Below are 20,901 nucleotides of genomic sequence, written 5' to 3' on the forward strand. Positions count from 1 at the left end.
CAAATAAATAAGAATAAAAAATCACAAACCTCTTTGCTTTAAGTAAAGAGGTTTTTTGTTTTATGCTATACGTTTGCTGAAGTAAAATTGCTAAACGTCTGACGAGCCCTTGAAGAAGTGAATTTACTTATCATATGTTAGGCGATTAAGTGAGCAAAACTATTATCGTGGCAAAACTATTAGCGTGGCAAGACCATTAGCAAAAAAATTTATAAAATATTTTTGAAGAGATAAAAATATTTCTTTCATATTTATCAAATTAAAGACTGTGATTCAAGTCACAATGAATTATATTTTCACTTAGCTTGCAAATACTTTAACGGATTAAAAAATTTAGTCTATAATCCCAGACTTAAGCGCTTGCAAGCTTTTCGATTATGTGTTAAAATGATGATGTAATTAAAATTCGGGAGGTAAGTCATGGAAGAAATCAAAAAAAGAATAGAAGCAGACTCTATTGGTGAGAAGGAAGTACCAGTAGACGCTTATTATGGCGTTCAAAGTCTAAGAGGTAAAGAAAACTTTCATATAACTGGCAGACACATTCATCCAGAGATGATTGTTGCTCTTGCTGAAATTAAAAAGGCTTGCGCAATCACTAACCAACAATCACGCCTTATGTCAAAAGAAAAAGAAGAAGCCATTGCCAAGGCTTGTGATATGGTTATCGAAGGAAAATATCACGACCAATTCATTTGCGATGCAATTCAAGGCGGAGCTGGAACTACAGCCAACATGAACGCTAACGAAGTTATCGCTAACCTTGCTAATGAGCTTATGGGCGGAGACCTAGGTACATATGACCACGTTCATCCAAATGATGACGTTAACATGTGCCAATCAACTAACGACGTTTATCCAACAGCTGGTAAGATAGCTGCTGTTAAGCTTGTTAACAAGACTATAGACCAATTAATGGACTTAATTAATGCTCTTGAAAAGAAATCAATTGAGTTTGACGACGTTATTAAGATGGGTAGAACACAGTTACAAGATGCAGTACCTATCAGACTTGGTCAAGAATTTCACGCATATCAAAGCGCTCTTCGCCGTGACGTTAGAAGAATTAAAAAGGCAAGAGACGTTCTAAAAGTTATAAACATGGGATCAACAGCCATCGGCACAGGCATAAACGTTGATGTTAACTATTATGTAAATATTACAGAAACACTTGCGAGAGTGACAGGACTTTCACTTAAACAAGCAGATGACATGATAGACGGCACACAAAATCTTGACGGAGTGGCTTTCCTATCAGCAACAATCAAGACTTGCGCAATAACATTGTCAAAGATGAGTAACGACCTAAGACTTATGAGCTCAGGACCAAGAACTGGTTTTGGCGAAATAATTTTACCGGCTAGACAAAACGGCTCATCCATCATGCCAGGAAAGGTTAACCCAGTTATTCCAGAAGTGGCTAGTCAAGTTGCTTTCTCAATCATCGGTAATGACATGTGCATCACTATGGCAGCTGAAGCAGGCCAACTTGAGCTAAACGCATTCGAACCAGTTATGTTCTACAAGCTTTTCGAATCAATCGAAACACTTGGAAACGCTTGCGAAACACTTAGAGTAAACTGCGTTGAAGGCATCGTTGCTGACAAGGACAGATGCAAGGCGCTACTTGACAACTCAGTAGGCATGGTAACAGCACTTGTACCACACATCGGCTACAAAAAATCAGCAGCCATCGCTAAGGAAGCACTTAAGACAGGTGAATCAGTTACTTCAATCATACTAAGAGACAATATACTTGATCAAAAAGAAATAGATGAAATCTTCAACCCATTCCAATTGACTAAACCGGGAATTGCAGCGAGGGAATTGATCCAAGAAAAAGGCGACAAGGAAGACGAATAAAATTTTGCGTTAAAATGCGCCCTTACGCTCATTCGCTTGTTCGGCAATGCTCGAGTATGACTAATACGCTCCGCTTGCTTCGTCAGTCCACGTCGCCCAATCATCTCGCTTGCTCTACGAAATTAACTCGGGGTATTAGATTATTTTATAGATCGCTTGCTTCGTCAGTCCACTTCGTCTTATCCATCGCAAGTGCGAAGCACCAAGGTTCTGGGGCACCCATTCAAAGCGAAGCTTTGCAAATGGGTCGGGTTCTTCCTTGATCTGCGAAATTTGTTTGGCAAATGTGAACAGTGATAATTGAAGGACAAAATTAGTTCGGAGTAAATAAACTATTTTAATAAATAAAACAAAATAAAAAAATTTATGGGGAGCAAATGCATTAAAAATTTGATGCAAATGCTCCCCATTTTTATTTGCAAATTTGTGCTATAATATAAGTATAAAAAACATAGGAGTAGATTTAGATGAATAAAAATAATAAAATCACTGCAATAATTTGCGCGATATTAGCAGCCGTCTTTTATGCACTTAATACACCATTTTCAAAAGTTTTATTAAAAAACATCTCGCCGACATTCATGGCGGCCTTCCTTTATCTTGGAGCGGGCATTGGCGTTGGTATCATGTATTTATTTAAATACAAAAACGAGGATAAGGACATGAGGCTGACAAAAAATGATTTGACATACACTATACTTATGGTGGTCTTAGATGTAATTGCGCCCATATTTTTAATGATAGGTATATCAATAGGTTCATCAGCAAACGCATCACTTTTAGGAAACTTCGAGATAGTTGCAACAAGCATCATCGCTCTAGTGATTTTTAAAGAAGATGTGTCGAAAAATTTATGGATTGCCATAGTATTTATCACGCTTTCAAGCATTATACTTTCATTTGAGGGTCAAGAATCTTTTAGATTTTCATATGGATCGCTTTTTGTAATACTAGCAACTATGTCTTGGGGTCTTGAAAATAACTGCACTAGAAAAATTTCAAACAAATCCTCTTATCAAATCGTGACCATAAAAGGACTTTGTTCAGGAATTGCTTCCTTAATTATATCTATAATCTTAGGAGAGAAATTTCCTGAGATCCGCTACACTATTTATGCACTTTTGCTTGGCTATGTGGCTTATGGACTAAGCATATTTTTGTACGTGCGCAGTCAAAGAGATTTAGGCGCAGCAAAGACCAGTGCTTATTACGCAATCGCCCCATTTATTGGAACGTTTTTGTGTTTTCTGGTCAATGGTGAAGCTTTAAGTGCTTCATATTTTGTTGGACTTATCTTGATGATAGTGGGAACAGTTTTTGTAGTTATTGACACTTGCTTAATTAAGCATACGCACTTGCACACACATACTATCACTCACACACATGATGGTTATACGCATACACATGTCTTGACACATGAGCACGAGCACAAACACTTTTTGAATGAAGACAAGCAAGGTCACAATGACTTTTTGAGCAGTGAAGAGCACATGAGATTGCATAAGAACAATTTATAGACATCATTGGGGAGCAAATGCATTAAAAATTTGTGCAAATGCTCCCCATTTTATTTTTTGATTTATGCTATAATATAATTATAAAATAAAAAGGAGTTAATTATGAACTGGATCAACGCATTTGAAATAATTTGTTACATAATCGTCGCAATATTTTTATTTGACGTTATCAAGAAGAAAAATTGGAACGAGCTATACATGTTTATATCTGCGGCAATAGCGGGATTTTCGCTTGAGCTACTTGCGGTGCGCCTAACAGAAATTTATCACTACTCAAACCTTTATTACATAATGATAGGCGTAGAGCCATATCAATTCCCATTCTTTGGCGGACTTATGTGGGGTGCAGTAGCCGTCTGTGCCTATAAACTTGCCAAGAAATTTAAACTCAGCCCAATAATGACAGCGCTTCTGTCAGGCTTTTTCGTCGTATCGATGGACCTCCTACTAGATGTAGCAGCCATAAGGCTTTCAGGCGGATTTTGGGTTTGGGAAGGAAGAGAGATAAATTTATCAGTAAATCACCATACCTTCATGTCAGTCATCTGGGTAAATTTCTTAGGATATATCTTCGAAACGCCATCGATAATTTATTATTCAGAAGCGTATTGGCACCGCAATGAAAAATCCATAATCAAAAATATAATTGCCGCCATAATCATAGGCCTTATGTCAGTCGCAACAGTTGGCGTTTTAAGCTTTATTTCACTTAAGCTAAACGATATAACAGACGAATGGTTTTCATTCATCGCATTTTTAATTTTGTGGATATATATATTTATAAGGCTGATTAGAGAAATATTTTTGAAAAGAAAAGATATAAAGATAAAATTTTTTGACCCAGCACTGACAATATTTTGGCTTGCTATCTACACTTACTGCATCGCAGGACTTGCACATTTAGGAGTTTTAAGTGCAATGCTAGTATATGCAGTCTTTGCAGCGTTTTTATTCATAGGAACTATTATGCTAACATTGATTAATTTTGAAAAAAATTATGAAGACAAGAAAGAAGGCTTGAGCAGGTAAGAAGATATAAGGCTGCATAAAAATAATTTATAAGTATTAATATAACATATAGAATATTTTAAATATGTTCTGGGTATATATACTATGGTGATGATATGAAAAAAATAGATACAAAACAATATGTTGATGAATTTTATAAAAAGATAGCCGAGGACAATCAGGTTTCGGACGAGGAAAGGCAAAGGGCGGTCGCCTATTCACTCGGCTACACTGATGAGGACATTGAGCTTGGTGGTGATTTAGGGCTTGGTTGTGGCAATCCCATACAAAATGCTAAACTAAAGGATGGCGAGTGGCTACTTGACCTTGGCTGCGGCAAAGGGGTCGATGTATTCAAGGCGGCTCGTGAGATGCACGGAACTGGCAAGGCTGTGGGTATTGACAGGCTTCCAGAGATGATTGAGCGTGCAAATTTCATTCGTGACAAGAGAGGCTTTGACAATGCCGACTTTTTAGTCTCAGACATTGACGATATTAATTTGCCTGACAATACATTCGACGTCGTTATATCAAACTGCGTTATTAATCTACTTGAAGACAAGGAAAAGGTCTATAAAGAGATATTCCGCGTGCTTAAACCAGGCGGACGTGTATCAATAAGTGATATCATTCAGATAAAAAAGCTTCCTGACGATATCATAGCCGATCCCATCTTTCACGCGACATGAGTAGGTGGATCCATCACTTCAGAGGCTCTGAAGAAAATTTTAGAAAAGGTTGGCTTCATGCCATTTACCATAGTAGAAGAGGACTTGACAGAGGAGTACTTAAACAAGTGGGGACACGAAGGCCTTGATGAATTTATCAAGCGTGGCAAAATACTTGCGATAAAACCATTTAATTAATTTAATAATCATGCTCTTGGATGTCTTTTATTAATGACATCCATTTTTTCGCATAATATTTATCTCTTTAGCAAAGTGACTTGACAATTAGATTATAAAGTGATAAGATTAATGTAGTGAATAGTTTATTATATTAACCCTCCCTCAACCTTTTTCTCCTTCGTTTGAGGGGGGGTATTTTAATTATTTTATAAATTTTATTTAGGAGGTGTTAATATGAGAGCAATTTTTAACACATACAAACTTGTACGTAAGCACACAGGCTCCACATACATATTTATTCTAATTGAATCTTTAATCACAGCGCTTGTTAGTCCAGCGATAATTTACGCTACAGCTATGGCTGTCGACTCGATTCTTAATTATGTACATGGAGAACGTAATTTATTTCCAGTCATTCTTTTGATACTTTTATTTGCTTGGGGAGAAGTATCTAAGTTCATTAGAAATATTTTAGACATAAAGCTTGAGCAAAAGCTTGAACTCAATTTAAACACGACAATCATGAATAAACTAGATAAAATATCTTTGGAAGAGATTGAAAAGTCTGGTTTTCAAGATAAGCTAAACAAGGTGAAGGACAGTCCTCACATGGCAGTGATTGAACTTTTTAACTCATCCATTGCCATAGCAGCTATTGTGGTGAAGGTAGTGGGTATTGCCTTTGTGTTCTTTACAATCTCTATTTATCTTGGCCTTGCTTATATGATAAGTGCTGCGCTTGATGTATTCTTCAGTTTTAAAGCAGTTAATAATATGAATCAGATGTTTGAGTACACCTCACATAATGAGCGTGAGATGGAAAATATTTTAAGGATACTTAAGGACAAGAACGCCATCTATGAGATAAAAGTTTTTCAAATGAAATCTTTATTTCTTAAGAAGTTTAAAAAATATTCCGAGGCTGTTTTTGATGAGAGACTTAAAACGACTATTGCAAGTCAAAAATATCTTTTGCTTAGCTCTTTTATAAACATAATTTGGATGGGCCTTGCAATACTTTTTGTAATATTAAAACTAATTCAAAGAGCAATTACTGTCGGTTCACTTACAGCTGTTATCACATCTGCGTCGACTACCTTAGATATGGCGGAGGACTTTGTTTATGAAGCCTCTAGCGTAGCTAATTCTGGCTACATCGCAGAAACTCTTTTATATATTCTTGATTATGACGAAAAAGAAATTATAGTACAAAACAAGAGTGATGAGAAAATCGTTTTTGATAAATTAAGCTTTAAATATCCACAAAGCGAAAATATCGTTTTAGATGATTTATCTTTAGCTATTGACAAGAATAAAGTTACTGCCATAGTTGGTGAAAACGGAGCTGGTAAGTCAACTATAATCAAGCTGATAGCTGGACTTTACAAGCCAAGTAGCGGGACTGTCAAGATCAACGGTACTGAGCCATACTATTTATCGAAAAAAGAATTGGCAGATAGCTTAGCAATAGTTTATCAAGACTTTCAAAACTATGAACTTAGTATAAAGGATAACATTTTACTTGGCGATGATAAGGATATTTCAGGCGATTTAGATTTAATGGAGCTTGATAAATACGATGCAAATACTAATTTAGGTAAACTTGAAGACGACGGCGTATACCTATCTGGCGGCGAAAGCCAAAGGCTTGCAATAGCTAGAGCCATCTCAAAGTCTTCTGATTTTCTAATCTTTGATGAGCCAACTGCATCCATGGATCCGATGATGGAAGCTAAAATGTATGAGGGCATAATCAAAGTGCTTAAGATGCGCGGTGCTATAATTATCACTCACAGACTTGTTTTATCAAAGCTTGCAGATGAGGTTTTAGTAATTGATAAGGGAAGGCTTATTGAACGAGGCACGCATGAAACGCTTATGGAAAAGGGCGGTAAATATGCAAAGATGTTCACTGAACAAGCGGCTTGGTATAAGGAGGCAAAAAATGACTAAGGTAATTAAAAAAGTTTTTAGCGTAACACCAATCGCGACCATATATGTCTTCATCTATCATATAATTTCAGGCTTCTTTGTCGCAGCAAAGTTATATGCCTCGATGCATATCATACAAAGCGGCTATGAATACATTAAAAATGTTAATGATATAGATGCTTTTATAAAATATGGCCTTATACTTTTAATCATCATAGCACTTGAAAGACTTCTTGAGTACTTATATGCGATAGCAATGAATGGATATTTGTTTGAAAAAACTGGCAGCTACTTAAATAGAGAGATGGCGGCAAAATTATCAAGGGTAGACTTAATTAATTTTGAGGATAGAGATTTTTTAACTATAGAAGAAAGAGCGGGGGCAGCAGTTGATGACGAAAGGCTAAGTAATTCAGTTAGGTTACTTGCTATGGCGCTAGGTCAAGGACTTGAAGTTATCTTTATACTAGCAACGCTTTGGACTTATAGCTCGTACTTAGTTGCACTAGCAGCATTAACAGTAGTGCCGTACCTAATAACAAGGCTTATACGTGGCAAAGCCTTTTATGATTTAAAGAGCATAGAAACCTTTGACGAGAGAAAACTAAATTATTTCTATAGCATATTTACAGATACTAAGACTAATAGAGAAATAAAATCATATAACAGCTCAAATTTTTTCTTAAGTAAATATACAAACGTATTTAAAGATACAAGTAAAAAATATTTTGATGAGAGACTAAAAGATGCTAAGTCACTACTTTTCTGCGACATACTAAGCGTCATAGCTTTCTCTATCGCCATAATTATAACGATAAAGCTTGCCTTTGATGGCAAGATACTCATCGGCATGATGGGTGCGGCTCTCATGGCTTATCAAAATATGCAAAACTCAAGTAAAGAGATGATAGTCACTGTCGGCAATTTACCGAGAAACATTTCCTTCGCAAGCGATTACTTTACTTTTATGGGCAGCAGTGAAGAGAAAAAAGCTTATGATGTAAATTTTGGCAAAATCGATGTCAATGAACTTACATTTACTTATCCAAAAACTGACAATGGTCTTCACGATATAAGCCTAAGTATAGATGAGGGCGAGAGCGTGGCAATAGTTGGCTACAATGGCTCGGGCAAGACTACATTTACAAAGGCTTTGACAGGAGTCTATGATGCCGTGGGCGAAATATCTTTTGGCGGAGTAAATATAAAGGGAAGAGGATTAAGTTTTGATGGTTACACAATAGTTCCTCAAGAAAGGACAGAGACTAATTTAAGTATAGCTGAGCATATCGCATCGCAAGAAACTTATGACGAAGCAAAAGTGAAGTCGCTACTTGATTATGTAGGATTAGACAAATTATATAAAGAGCATTCACTTGATACAAGGCTTGGCAAAGACTTTGACGGAGTAGAGCTATCTGGCGGCGAAAGGCAAAGGCTTGATATAGCGAGATCCATGTATAAGGATGCTAAACTAATTATACTTGATGAAGCAACATCGGCTCTTGACCCGATGCAAGAGAGCGAAATCTTAAAGAAGTTTTTAGACATATCAAAGGGAAGGACATCCATCATCGTTACGCATAGACTTGGAATTTGCAAAAGCGTTGATAAGATAGTAGTTTTTAAAGATGGTATAGTGGATAGCGTTGGCACAAATGATGAGCTATTAAAAAATTCGCCATATTATAGAGAGATGTATGAAGCACAAGCAAAATTTTATAAATAATAAATTAAATTAATCAAAGATTATATATAAATGGTCTTTGATTTTTTTGTCTCTTTATGCTATAATTAAGGGAAAAGGAGTTGAAAGAATGGAAAAATATTATTTGAGTACACCAATTTATTATCCAAGTGGTTACTTACACATAGGAAATACGTATACGACTATAGTTGCGGACATGCTTAAGAGGTATAAAGAACTTCAAGGCATGGATGTATATTTTGTTACAGGCTCCGACGAACACGGCGAAAAGATTCAAAAGAACGCTGAAAAGGCTGGCGTTACTCCACTAGAATTTGTTACTAATATTAATAAAGAAATATATAAGCTATGGGATTTACTTGACATTAGATATGATAAGTATATCAGAACTTCAGATAAATCTCATGATGAGATGGTTAAGAAGATATTTACAAGGCTTTACGAGCAAGGCGACATCTACAAGGGCGAGTATGAAGGTCTTTACTGCACTCCATGTGAGTCGTTCTGGACTGAGTCTCAACTTGTTGATGGCAAGTGCCCTGACTGCGGTAGAGAAGTGCATCCAGCTCATGAAGAAGCGTATTTCTTCAGACTAAGTAATTACAAGGACAGACTATTAAAATATTATGAAGAGCACCCAGAATTTATTGAACCAGAGTCTAAAAAGACTGAGATGATCAATAACTTCTTTAAAGAAGGCCTTCAAGATTTGTGCGTTTCAAGAACTTCATTTGATTGGGGCGTTCAAGTGCCGTTCGATCCAAAGCATGTTGTTTACGTATGGATAGACGCTTTGTCATCATACATTGACGCAGCAGGATATTTACAAGACGATGAAAAGTTCAAAAAACTTTGGCCAGCTGATATTCACTTGGTTGGTAAGGATATTTTACGTTTCCACGTAATTATATGGCCAGCACTACTTATGGCTCTAGACCTTCCACTACCTAAGAAAGTCTTTGCTCATGGCTGGATACTTTTTGAAAGTGACAAGATGAGTAAGAGTAAAGGCAATGTCATTTATCCTGAGCCAATAGTTAAGCTATATGGCAGAGATGCGCTTAAGTACTACGTTATGAGAGAGTTTAACTTTGGTAGCGATGGTAATTTCCAAAGCAAAAAGTTTATGGAAAGAGTTAACTCTGACCTTGCAAATGATCTTGGCAACTTGGTTTCAAGAACTATTGCCATGGCGGAAAAGTACTTTGGCGGAACTGTTAATAAAAAGAATTCTGATGATGCAATCGATAAGGATTTAATAGACGTGGCTCTAACAAGAAAAGCTGTTCTTGATGAAAAGATGGAACATCTTAACCTATCGGTAGCAATTGACGAAGTATTTAAGCTAATTAGAAGGTCCAATAAGTACATCGATGAAACATGCCCATGGACTTTAAACGATAACGAACACAAGGAAAGACTTGAAACTATCATATATAATTTACTTGAAGCATTAAGAATATCATCTGTATTACTTAGCCCATTCATCCCTGATACTGCTAAGAAGATCAGGGAAGCACTTGGTTTAAGTGAAGAAATGAAATATGAAGAATGCGACGAATTTGGTTTAGTTGATAAATATACTGTAAAGAAGATAGATACACTATTCCCAAGACTTGACGTTGATAAAGAAGTAGAGAGACTACTTGCAGAAAACGAAAATTTAATTAAGTCAAGAGAAGAAAAAGATGGCAAGGCAAAGGCAGAAGAACAAGACGCTAAGCCAGCTATAGAGTTTGATGACTTTGCAAAGCTTGATCTAAGACTAGGTGAAGTAATTGATTCAAAGGAACATCCTGAAGCTGACAAGCTTTTGATCAATACTGTAAAAATTGGTGATGAGACAAGAACTATTGTTAGTGGCATCAAAAAGTGGTATAAGCCTGAGGACATCATCGGCAAGAAGGTTGTCGTTGTATGTAATTTAAAGCCTAGAAAGCTTAGAGGCGTTGAATCTCAAGGCATGATACTTGCTTGCGAAAACGGCGATGACTTATCATTAGTTACATCGCTTGAAGATATGCCAAGTGGCTCAGTGATTGCGTAATGATATTCGTTGATTCACACGCTCATCTTGATGATGAGGCCTTTGATGAGGACAGAGACCAGGTCATAGCCGATATTTTATCGGGCGGAAACTATTTTTTCAATATAGCATCTGACCTTAAAACAAGCTACTCGAGCTATGAACTTGCCAAAAAATACGATCACGTCTACGCAGTTGTAGGAGTGCATCCGCATGAGGCAAAGGATTACACAGCAGAGACACGTGAGGCACTTAAAGAGCTATTGAAAAAAGATAAGGTTATGGCGATAGGCGAGATTGGTCTTGACTATCACTATGATTTTTCGCCAAGAGATGTACAAAGAAAAGTTTTTATTGACCAGATAGATTTGGCTAGAGAGATGGATGTTCCTATCGTTATTCACACGCGTGAAGCGATGGAAGAAACTTATGAAATACTTGAAAAATACGCTCAAGATATGAAAGTTCTTATTCACTGCTATACAGGATCCATAGAGATGGCGAGAAAATTTTTAAAATTAGGCTACAAACTAGCTTTAGGTGGAGCGCTAACTTTTAAAAATGCAAAAAACACAGTGGACGTCGCAAGGGAAGTTGATTTGAAAGACCTCCTTATAGAGACAGACTCACCATATATGACGCCAGTACCTTTTAGGGGCAAGAGAAATGACCCGAGAAAAGTAGTCTTGGTCGCAGAAAAACTTGCCGAGATCAAAGGCATCAGCACAGAAGAAGTATTAGAAGCGACAAAGAAGAACGCATTTGAATTTTTTGGAGTAGAAAATGATTAAAGAACTCATAGTTGTCGAGGGCATGGACGACATTGCCCAGATAAAAAATGCTATAGATGCCGACATAGTCGCGACACATGGATATAAAATTAAAAAAACACTCTTTGATGAGCTGAGAAAGGCCGTTAAAACGAGGGGAGTAATTGTATTTACTGACCCTGATTACGCCGGCAAGATGATTAGACGCACTATAAATGAAAATGTTAAGGGCTGCAAAAATGCTTATCTAAAGCAGTCAGATGCGATTAAGAAAGATGATATAGGTGTTGAAAATGCTTCAAAGGAAGCAATTATCGATGCCTTGATGAATGCAAGAGCCTCAACAGAGGAGAGAAAAGTTTTATACACAACGAAAGATTTGTATGAGACAGGTCTTATAGGAGCAGACGGTTCAAGCGAGAGACGCGAAAAACTTGCGAGCCTACTAAAAATTTCTAATTCAAACGCAAAAAAAATGCTCGACGCACTAAACTATTATCAAATTTCGAGAGAAGATTTCGAGGAGGCTATGAAAAAAATTGACTGAAAAAGGTTTATATAGCATAGCAAGACTCAAAGAGCTGCAAGAGAGCTTCGGTTTTGAATTTAAAAAAGCGCTTGGACAAAACTTTTTGATCGATGGCAATATAATAAGAAAGATTGCTGAAGAGAGCGGAATTACAAAGGATACTACTGTGATGGAGATAGGCCCTGGCATAGGCACTTTGACCGAAGAGCTAGCGAAGCACGCGAAAAAAGTCATTGCCTTTGAACTTGATGAATCACTTAGAGAAATTCACAAGGAGACACTCGGCCCGTATGACAATGCCCATGTAATTTATAAAGATTTTATGGACGCGAGTGAGGACGAGATAAAATCCTTGACAGGCGGAGCGTTCAAAGTGTGCGCAAATCTTCCGTATTATGTTACGACACCCATACTAACATTTTTGCTTGAATCAAAACTTGAGATAGATTCAATCACAGTTATGGTGCAAAAAGAAGTTGCTCAAAGGATAGTCGCCGATGAAAAATCAAAAGACTACGGCAGCATATCAGTCTTTACAAGGGCTTATGGAGATGCGCGCATTGCGTTTAATGTGTCAAAGGACTGTTTTTATCCAAAGCCAAAAGTTGATTCAGCAGTATTATATATAAAAAAGAAGAAAAAAGATTTAGCAAATGAAGAGCTATTCTTAAAAATAATTAGAGCTTCTTTTATGAAGAGAAGGAAAACACTTGCGAATGCTTTATTTAATAGCGAAGTGGGTATAGATAAAAAAGATACAGTGGATGCACTTAAGGCCATTGGTAAAGGTGAAAATGCAAGGGCGGAGGAGCTAAGCTTCGATGACTTTGTAAATATAACGAAAGACTTGGAGGGAATATATGGAAAATAAAGAATTAACTCAAGAAGAATTAGACGCGATTAAAAATGATACCATCGATTATAAGATAGTTGAAAGACTTGCAGATATCATGAAAGCGCTTAGCGAGCCTTCAAGAATACAAATCATACATGCGCTAAGCCTAAGTGAGATGTGTGTTACAGACCTTTCATACGCGCTAAACATGACACAGCCACTTGTTAGTCACCACCTAAGAATATTAAGAAACCTTGGCCTAGTTAAATACGAAAGAGACGGCAAGGCGCTGATATACTCACTTGATGACGAGCACGTTTTGATGCTGTATAAACAAGGCTTGGAGCACGCAAAAGAAAAAGTTCAATAAAGTATATATTATCTGTCACTTAGGTGGCAGATTTTTTTGTGTATTTGTTTATGCTTTTACCAATAATGAGATAATGAAACTAATAATTTATCTAAATAATGAAAAAGCACAAAAGACTTGTATTATTATGGGGGAGAGTGTATAAGTCTCTCCTTTTTTATACCTCGAACACTCTTATCATTTATAAAATTACACTTAACTATATTATTTATATGTGCTTATTGCCTTGCATTTTGCCATTCATAGTGATATAATTATATTGATACTGTTTAAGGGAAGTTTAAAAGACGCAGTCGCCGCTGCCGTTGGCGCACACTAAGTAAACACTTATGTCACTGTTATTCGTTTAATAATGGGAAGGCGTTTACAAGGGCTTAAAACGCTAGCCGGAAAACCTTACTTTATCAAGAAATACCTTCGGCAAAGAGAGGTTCTTTTCTAAATCAATCTGATTTTTAAAAGGAGTCTTTGCGTAGGAAAATAAAAGGAGGAATAATTTATGAGAAAGAAAAATTTCATTCTCATGGGTCTTTCACTAATTTTATTGTCCGCAGACGCTTATGCAATGCACATCATGGAAGGTTACCTTCCTAAAGAATGGTGCTTAATCTGGGGACTAATATCACTACCATTTATTATACTTGGTATTAGAAAAATTGCTAAAGACTCTGATTCAAACGAAAAGAAGGTTTTACTTGCACTTGCAGGTGGATTTATCTTCGTTTTATCTGCTATGAAGATCCCTTCAGTAGTAGGTAGTTGTTCACACCCAACAGGTACTGGTCTAGGTGCTATACTATTTGGACCTCTTCAAACATCTGTTTTAGGTTTAATTGTTTTAATTTTCCAAGCTTTGTTATTAGCTCACGGTGGTTTAACTACTTTAGGTGCTAATACATTCTCTATGGCTATAGCTGGACCTTTTGTCGCTTTTGCCATCTATCACTTATTGAAAAAACAAAATAGAAGTTTAGCAGTTTTCTGTGCAGCAACTATCGGTGACTTATTCACTTATGTTGTTACAGCTACTCAACTTGCTGTTGTTTACCATGAAGGCATAGGCTTTGCGGCTGCTTTAGGAAAGTTCTTATCAATCTTTGCTGTAACTCAAATCCCTATAGCTATAGTTGAAGGTTTATTAACTGTAGTTATAGTTAACCTTATGCTTAGATACAAAGGTGAGGGGGTACTTAATAATGAAAGACTATAAGAAAAGCAACTTAATCTTAATTATACTTGCGATTTTACTAGTAGTTTTACCTCTAGTTTTCGTACAAGGCGAATATGGCGGCTCTGATGACGCTGCAAGTGAACAGATAGAAGCATTAAAGCCAGGTTATGAACCATGGTTCGAATCCCTTTGGGAACCACCATCGGGCGAAGTTGAATCCTTGTTATTTGGTCTTCAAGCAGCTATCGGTGCTGGAGCTATTGGCTACATCATTGGCAGCTGGAAGGGCGCTGCAAGTAAGAAGGAAAAAGATAAATAAAGGAGCTAATACAAATTGCTACTCATTGATCAGTTCGCATATACGAACGGTTTAAGGCATGTTAAAGCTGGATATAAATTTTTATTTACATTAATTATGCTAGTTTTAGCACTTGGCCTTGACAATATTTACGTAAATTTATCCATATTTATATTAATAATAATTCTGGAACTCGCATTTGCAAAGTTTAAAGTGAGAAACGTCATATCATTTATCAAAATTCCTATAATTTTCATATTTTTAGGAACAGTGTTCTTGATAATTGGTTTTTCTAAGGAAAATCATTTTGTTTACTCAATAAATATTTTCGGTGTATACTTTGGTGTGATTGAAGGGCAAGAGATGCTATTTCTAAATGTTTTTTTTAGATCTCTTGCGGCGACCTCTTCGGTCATCTTCTTAAGTGTAACGACACCTATGGTCGATATTATCAGAGTTTTTAAGAGCTTGCACTTGCCAAATGTGTTTATTGAGCTGTTTATGCTGATATACCGCTTCATCTTTATAATTATAGAAGAAGCTCAGACAAATATAAACTGTCTTGAGATAAAATTTGGTTTTATCAATACGAAGACATCGTTTAAGTCAGTCAAAATTTTTGTTGAGAATATGATTTTAGGCATATTAAAGAGAAATGAAGAGATGATAAATGCACTAAATATCAAGCTTTACAATGGAGAATTCCCAGTTAGGTGATTATATGTTAGAAGTTAAAAATTTAGAATATACTTATGAGAGTGGAAAAAAAGTTTTGGATGGGATAAGTCTTTCGACTAAAAACGGTGCCATCACCATGGTAATTGGTGAGAACGGCGCTGGAAAGACTACTTTATTCAAAAACATCCTTGGTCTATTAAAAAGAGACAAAGGGGATATAATTGTCGATGGCGAAGAACTTCGCTATGACAAAAAAAGTCTTTTGAATTACAGAAAAAACGTGACTATGGTCTTTCAAGACCCGGATAATCAAATTTTTTACTCGAATGTTTTTGATGACACTGCTTTTACGCTTAGAAATCTTGGCTATGACGAAGAAACTGTCAAGGAAAGGGTTGACAATGCTTTAAGAAGTGCCAATGCATACGAACTAAAGGAGATGCCTGTTCACTTTTTGAGTTATGGACAAAAAAAGAGGGTTGCCATCGCTTCAGCGATTGCTTTGGGCGCTCAATACATCCTTATGGATGAGCCAACAGCTGGTCTTGACCCTGTTTCTATCGGTATACTTAAAAAGACTATCAGCTCTATTGCCAAAAACAGTTCACTCTTAATATCTACTCACGATATGGAGTTTTGCTATGAAATGGCAGATTACATTTATGTAGTAAAGGATGCTAAGATTATCAAAGAAGGAAGCAAATATGAAATTTTCAAGGATGAAGATGTCATTAAACGCGCCAATCAAGAGCTTCCTCTATGTGTTAGAGTGGCTAATGCATTGGGAGTTGATTTCTTTGATAATAATGATCAAATGATAGAGGAGTTAAAGGCTTATGCTAAGCATAGCTCTTAATATAAAGGATAGACCTGTTACCATAATTGGTGGCGGGTCTGTCGCTTTAAGAAAGTTTAAAACACTTATAAGTGAAGGCGCTAAAGTGAAAGTTGTTGCTAAAGACTTTATTGACGGCTTTATGGACCAAGGCGCTGAATTAATTAAGGACATTTATAAAAAAGAATACATAGAAGGAGCCTATTTAATTTTTATTGCAAGTGACGATGAAGAGCTCAATGCTCAGATTGAGATGGATGCAAAAGCTTTAGGAGTTTTGTATAATAGATGCGATAAAAGCTCTAGCAGTGATTTTATCTCCATAAACATGAAAAAGATTGGCGGGATAGACGTGTCTATATCAACTAGTGGAAGGCTTCCTGATTTAAACAAAACTATCATGGATGATTTAAAAAAGTATGACTCTTATGACGATGAATATTTAGATTTAGCGTCTAAACTTAGATCATACTATATCCATTATCAAAAACAAGATATGATAAAAAAGATAAAAAATTATACTAAGGAAGAAATTTTATCTTACATAAAGGAGTTTGAAGACTTTGAAAATAAGAGTGGGAACGAGAACGAGTAGGCTTGCTTTGAAGCAAGTTGAACTTGTTTTTAATAAACTTAAAGAATTTTATGATATTGATTACGAAGTAGTGGGCATAAATACGCTTGGCGACATCGACAAGAAGACGTCAATCAGTCAGATGGGCGGTAAAGGTGTCTTCGTTAGAGCGATTGAGGACGCTCTTAAAGACGGAAGGATAGATATTGCCGTTCACTCCTTAAAGGACATGACTTCTGAGATTGAAGAAGGTCTTGAAATAATTTATTTTGGAGAGAGAGCTAAAAGAAATGATATTATCGTTCTAAATGAAAAGCATAAGGGCAAGAATGAGCTTAGAAATGGCATGAGAGTCGCAACTGGCTCGCTTCGTAGGAAGTTTTTACTCGCTATGGAAGAAAAAAAGTTTAGCATTGCCGAAATACGTGGCAATATCGAGTCAAGGATAGCAAAGCTTGATACAGAGGGCTTTGACGCGATTATATTATCAAGAGCGGCTATTGATAGACTTGATTTAAGCGGTGGACTTGAGGGAAGAATCATAGACCTAGAGGAAGATGAGTTTTTGCCATCGCCTTGTCAAGGGGTTATTGCTCTTGAAATAAATAAAAATAACCACGAGCTTAAACAGATGCTTAAATCGATAAGAGATGAAAAAACTGATTTTGAGGTCGGCGTTGAAAGAGCATTTTTAAGCGAATCTGGTGCTTCGTGCAACAAACCATTAGGCATACATGTAGTTTCAGATGATAATAAGGCACATGTAAATGCTTTTATGGCGTCGGATGATTTAAAAAGATATAGATTTATAAATTTTGACACGGATAAAGAAAATTATTTAAAAGATGTAAAAAAATATACAGAGAGTATTAAAGGTGATATAGATGTCTAAGGTATACTTAGTAGGAGCAGGCCCTGGTGATGAGGGCCTAATTACTGTCAAGGGACTGAGACTTATACAAAAGGCTGACTACATAATTTATGACAGGCTCATCAATTATAATTTACTTAATGAAAAAAAATCAGACGCAAAATTATTTTATGTGGGCAAAGAGGGGATGAAGTCCTCTTGGAAGCAAGAAGAAATTAATAATTTGCTTCTTAAATGCGCTAGCGAAGAAGGAAAGATTACTCTTAGACTTAAAGGCGGCGATCCGCTTGTTTTTGGACGCGGCTCAGAAGAAGCACTTTTCTTGAAAGAGCATGGAATAGACTCAGAGATAGTTCCTGGTATCTCTTCGTCAATCGGCGGACTTATTTATGGGGGAGTGCCAACAACTCACAGAGAAGTCTCAAGAAGCTTTCATGTATTTACCGGTCACACTATGGATGGCCCAGCTGAGCTTGATTGGGAGAACTTAGCTAAGATGGAAGGAACACTAATCTTTCTTATGGCTATGAGCAATATCGAGACTATAGCAAATAAATTAATCGCGGCTGGCAAAGATCCAGATACAAAGGCAGCCTTTATATATAAGGCGACTAGATCAGATCAAAGGCGCTTTATTACTACACTTAAGGACGCTTACGAATGCAAATGCAATAATGATATAAAAAATCCATCGGTCTTTGTTATTGGAGACGTTGTCCAATTTGCTGATGATATAGACTTTTTTGCAGGTAGGCCACTTAAGGACAGAACATTTATTTTACTTAGAAAAAAAGAATTTAATCAAGATTTTAAAGATTTTCTTATAGATAATAAGGCAGAATTTTTAGAGTTAGAGACAATTAAGTACACGCCAATACATGATGATGATTTTGATAAGGCACTAAAAAATATCGAAGCTTATAAATATTTGATATTAACAAGCCGAAACGCAGTAGAATTCTTTTTCAAAAGAGCTCTTGAGCTTGGCATAGATTTTAGAAGATTTTATAATATTAGGATAGTTTCTATTGGCCAAAAAACTATGAAAGACATTGAGACTTATGGCTTTAAGGCGGACTACGTTTCTGAAAAATACACTTCAGATGAAATGATTAAAAATATCACATCAAAATTTGAAAAAGGCGCACAAGTACTTTATCCTCACTCAGATAAGGCAAAGGGCAATATCAGAGCTGCTCTTAGTGATTATGATGTGGATGCATTTGAAATATATAAAAACAGCGATGAAGCTTATGAAAAGATGTATTTAGAAGATAAGGTATATGATATATTTTTCTTCTCGTCATCAGAGGTCATTAGCTTTAATAAATTTTATCCAGAGCTAATGTCAAAGGCAAGGATATATTCAATAGGACCATATACAACAAAAAGTATAGAGGCCTTGGGATATAAAGTATATAAGGAAGCAAAGGTACATGACTCAGAAGGAATGATAGATTTAGTGAAAGAGGAGATTAATTATGAAGAATAGAATGAGAAGACTTAGATTAAATAGCAATATTAGAGAAGTTTTCGCCGAAACAGCATTAAGAAAAGAAGATTTAATATATCCGATTTTTGTAAAAGATGGAGCAAATGAGGTAGAAGAGATAAAAAGTTTAAAAGGACAAAAACAATACACAGTCGATAGGCTTGATGAAGTCATCAAAGAGCTAAAGGACTTGGGCATACGTTCTGTAATTTTATTTGGCGTGCCAGATCATAAGGACGCATGCGGTTCAGGCGCTTATGCAAAAGACGGCGTCGTTCAAAGAGCGATTAGAAAAATTAAAGAGATAGATAAAGATTTCCTAGTTATAGGCGATGTTTGCATGTGCGAATACACTGATCATGGTCACTGCGGCATACTTCACGGGGATTATGTTGATAACGACGAAACCGTTTCCTATTTACAAAAGATAGCCGTATCCATGGCAGAAGCAGGTGTTGACATAGTCGCTCCATCTGATATGATGGATGGACGCGTTGCAAAAATCAGAGAAGCACTTGATGAGGCGGGATATATAAATGTATCAATAATGAGCTATGCATCAAAATTTGCTTCGAATTATTACGGACCATTTAGAGATGCGGCTGGCAGCGCACCAAGTTTTGGTGACAGAAAACAATATCAAATGGATTATAGAAATAAAAAAGAAGCTCTTAGAGAAATACTTTCAGATGTAGACGAAGGCGCTGACATGCTTATAGTTAAGCCAGCTATGGCTTATGGAGATATAATTAAACTTGCTAGTGAAGAAACAAATTTACCTATAGTTGCTTACTCAGTTAGTGGCGAGTACGCTATGCTCTACGATGCTGTTAAAAACGGCCTTGTCAAAGAAGATATCATTATGGAGACAATGCTTTCATTCAAAAGAGCTGGAGCGAATTTAATCATAACATACTTTGCTAAATATTTGGCGGAAAGATTATAATGGCGAAGAAATATTATGCGGTTAAAGCTGGCCGAAATACAGGCATCTTCGAGACATGGGATGAGGCAAAAGAAGAGGTACATGGCTTTAAGAACGCAATTTATAAATCATTTAAAACTATGGAAGAAGCAGAAAATTACATGATGGGCGATGATTTTGAGGCAAATCACGACTTAGATGGCAAATTACTCGCTTATGTCGATGGAAGTTTTAGTAATATTTTAAAAAAATATTCTGCGGCAGCTGTTTTTGTAATGGACGGAGAAATTATTCACAAAGAATCAATGGCTTATGACGATAAAGAACATTTAGCGATTCGAAATGTGGCTGGCGAGATAAAAGCTTCGATGATGGCTATCAATTATGCGATTGAAAATAATTATAAAGAGATAAATATTTTTTATGATTATGAAGGCATTCGTAGCTGGGCGATGGGCTATTGGAAGACTAATAAAGACGAGACAAAGGCATATAAAAAATTTTTTGATGAAAAAAAAGAAAAAATTTTTATAAATTTTCATAAGGTTGAAGCCCACACAGGCGATAAATTCAACGAGATGGTTGATTCGCTTGCGAAGGAAGCACTTATAAAAATGTCTTGACATTTATATGTCCATAGTATATAATAAA

20 protein-coding genes are annotated in these 20,901 nt (G+C 36.3%); all 20 read left to right on the forward strand.

What is annotated here, in order from left to right:
* Positions 1-420 precede the first annotated feature (420 nt).
* The 20 genes from M1R53_RS01240 to M1R53_RS01335 all read left to right on the forward strand — a co-directional run bounded on the left by M1R53_RS01240 (position 421) and on the right by M1R53_RS01335 (position 20,873).
* A complete protein-coding gene (locus M1R53_RS01240; protein WP_249242796.1) occupies positions 421-1,863 on the forward strand; it encodes an aspartate ammonia-lyase in 1,443 nt (480 codons plus the stop codon).
* Between the two features lie 467 nt (positions 1,864-2,330).
* Positions 2,331-3,380 (forward strand): DMT family transporter, encoded by a 1,050-nt coding sequence (locus M1R53_RS01245; protein ID WP_249242797.1) that lies wholly within the window; start codon positions 2,331-2,333, stop codon positions 3,378-3,380.
* A 102-nt stretch (positions 3,381-3,482) separates the two neighbouring features.
* Entirely contained in the window at positions 3,483-4,409 is a 927-nt protein-coding gene (locus M1R53_RS01250) for a carotenoid biosynthesis protein (protein ID WP_249242798.1), read from the forward strand.
* A 95-nt stretch (positions 4,410-4,504) separates the two neighbouring features.
* On the forward strand, positions 4,505-5,077 hold the full coding sequence (locus M1R53_RS01255) for a methyltransferase domain-containing protein (protein ID WP_249242799.1): 573 nt from the start codon (positions 4,505-4,507) through the stop codon (positions 5,075-5,077).
* A gap of 393 nt (positions 5,078-5,470) precedes the next feature.
* Positions 5,471-7,189, forward strand: a complete 1,719-nt coding sequence (locus tag M1R53_RS01260; protein WP_249242800.1) for an ABC transporter ATP-binding protein — start codon at positions 5,471-5,473, stop codon at positions 7,187-7,189.
* Positions 7,182-8,897 (forward strand): ATP-binding cassette domain-containing protein, encoded by a 1,716-nt coding sequence (locus M1R53_RS01265; RefSeq protein WP_249242801.1) that lies wholly within the window; start codon positions 7,182-7,184, stop codon positions 8,895-8,897. The genes M1R53_RS01260 and M1R53_RS01265 overlap by 8 nt, the downstream gene beginning before the upstream one ends.
* An 88-nt stretch (positions 8,898-8,985) precedes the next feature.
* The gene (gene metG, locus M1R53_RS01270; protein WP_249242802.1) at positions 8,986-10,923 is read left to right on the forward strand and encodes a methionine--tRNA ligase; all 1,938 of its coding nucleotides are present in this window, start codon (positions 8,986-8,988) and stop codon (positions 10,921-10,923) included.
* Positions 10,923-11,693 (forward strand): TatD family hydrolase, encoded by a 771-nt coding sequence (locus M1R53_RS01275; protein ID WP_085839457.1) that lies wholly within the window; start codon positions 10,923-10,925, stop codon positions 11,691-11,693. The genes metG and M1R53_RS01275 overlap by 1 nt, the downstream gene beginning before the upstream one ends.
* Entirely contained in the window at positions 11,686-12,219 is a 534-nt protein-coding gene (gene rnmV, locus M1R53_RS01280) for a ribonuclease M5 (protein ID WP_249242803.1), read from the forward strand. Before M1R53_RS01275 ends, rnmV begins: the two co-directional genes overlap by 8 nt.
* The gene (gene rsmA / locus M1R53_RS01285) at positions 12,212-13,072 is read left to right on the forward strand and encodes a 16S rRNA (adenine(1518)-N(6)/adenine(1519)-N(6))-dimethyltransferase RsmA (RefSeq protein ID WP_249242804.1); all 861 of its coding nucleotides are present in this window, start codon (positions 12,212-12,214) and stop codon (positions 13,070-13,072) included. Before rnmV ends, rsmA begins: the two co-directional genes overlap by 8 nt.
* Positions 13,062-13,406: an ArsR/SmtB family transcription factor gene (locus M1R53_RS01290; RefSeq protein WP_019214338.1), complete on the forward strand. Its 345-nt coding sequence runs from the start codon at positions 13,062-13,064 to the stop codon at positions 13,404-13,406. The genes rsmA and M1R53_RS01290 overlap by 11 nt, the downstream gene beginning before the upstream one ends.
* A 499-nt stretch (positions 13,407-13,905) precedes the next feature.
* Positions 13,906-14,616 carry an energy-coupling factor ABC transporter permease gene (locus M1R53_RS01295; protein WP_070599401.1) on the forward strand — a complete coding sequence of 237 codons (711 nt, stop codon included), beginning with the start codon at positions 13,906-13,908 and terminating at the stop codon, positions 14,614-14,616.
* Positions 14,603-14,896 carry an energy-coupling factor ABC transporter substrate-binding protein gene (locus tag M1R53_RS01300; RefSeq protein WP_106018170.1) on the forward strand — a complete coding sequence of 98 codons (294 nt, stop codon included), beginning with the start codon at positions 14,603-14,605 and terminating at the stop codon, positions 14,894-14,896. Before M1R53_RS01295 ends, M1R53_RS01300 begins: the two co-directional genes overlap by 14 nt.
* A gap of 15 nt (positions 14,897-14,911) precedes the next feature.
* A complete protein-coding gene (locus M1R53_RS01305) occupies positions 14,912-15,592 on the forward strand; it encodes a CbiQ family ECF transporter T component (protein WP_249242805.1) in 681 nt (226 codons plus the stop codon).
* A gap of 4 nt (positions 15,593-15,596) precedes the next feature.
* Positions 15,597-16,409, forward strand: a complete 813-nt coding sequence (locus M1R53_RS01310) for an energy-coupling factor ABC transporter ATP-binding protein (RefSeq protein ID WP_249242806.1) — start codon at positions 15,597-15,599, stop codon at positions 16,407-16,409.
* Entirely contained in the window at positions 16,390-16,983 is a 594-nt protein-coding gene (locus M1R53_RS01315; protein ID WP_249242807.1) for a precorrin-2 dehydrogenase/sirohydrochlorin ferrochelatase family protein, read from the forward strand. The genes M1R53_RS01310 and M1R53_RS01315 overlap by 20 nt, the downstream gene beginning before the upstream one ends.
* Entirely contained in the window at positions 16,952-17,854 is a 903-nt protein-coding gene (hemC, locus tag M1R53_RS01320; protein WP_249242808.1) for a hydroxymethylbilane synthase, read from the forward strand. The genes M1R53_RS01315 and hemC overlap by 32 nt, the downstream gene beginning before the upstream one ends.
* Entirely contained in the window at positions 17,847-19,325 is a 1,479-nt protein-coding gene (gene cobA, locus M1R53_RS01325) for a uroporphyrinogen-III C-methyltransferase (protein WP_249242809.1), read from the forward strand. Before hemC ends, cobA begins: the two co-directional genes overlap by 8 nt.
* Positions 19,315-20,271, forward strand: coding sequence for a porphobilinogen synthase (hemB, locus tag M1R53_RS01330; protein ID WP_249242810.1), 957 nt, complete (start codon positions 19,315-19,317; stop codon positions 20,269-20,271). The genes cobA and hemB overlap by 11 nt, the downstream gene beginning before the upstream one ends.
* Positions 20,271-20,873 (forward strand): ribonuclease H1 domain-containing protein, encoded by a 603-nt coding sequence (locus tag M1R53_RS01335; protein ID WP_249242811.1) that lies wholly within the window; start codon positions 20,271-20,273, stop codon positions 20,871-20,873. Before hemB ends, M1R53_RS01335 begins: the two co-directional genes overlap by 1 nt.
* Positions 20,874-20,901 lie beyond the last annotated feature (28 nt).

Source organism: Fenollaria massiliensis, from assembly GCF_023347705.1.
Taxonomy (GTDB): Bacteria; Bacillota; Clostridia; order Tissierellales; family Peptoniphilaceae; genus Fenollaria; species Fenollaria massiliensis.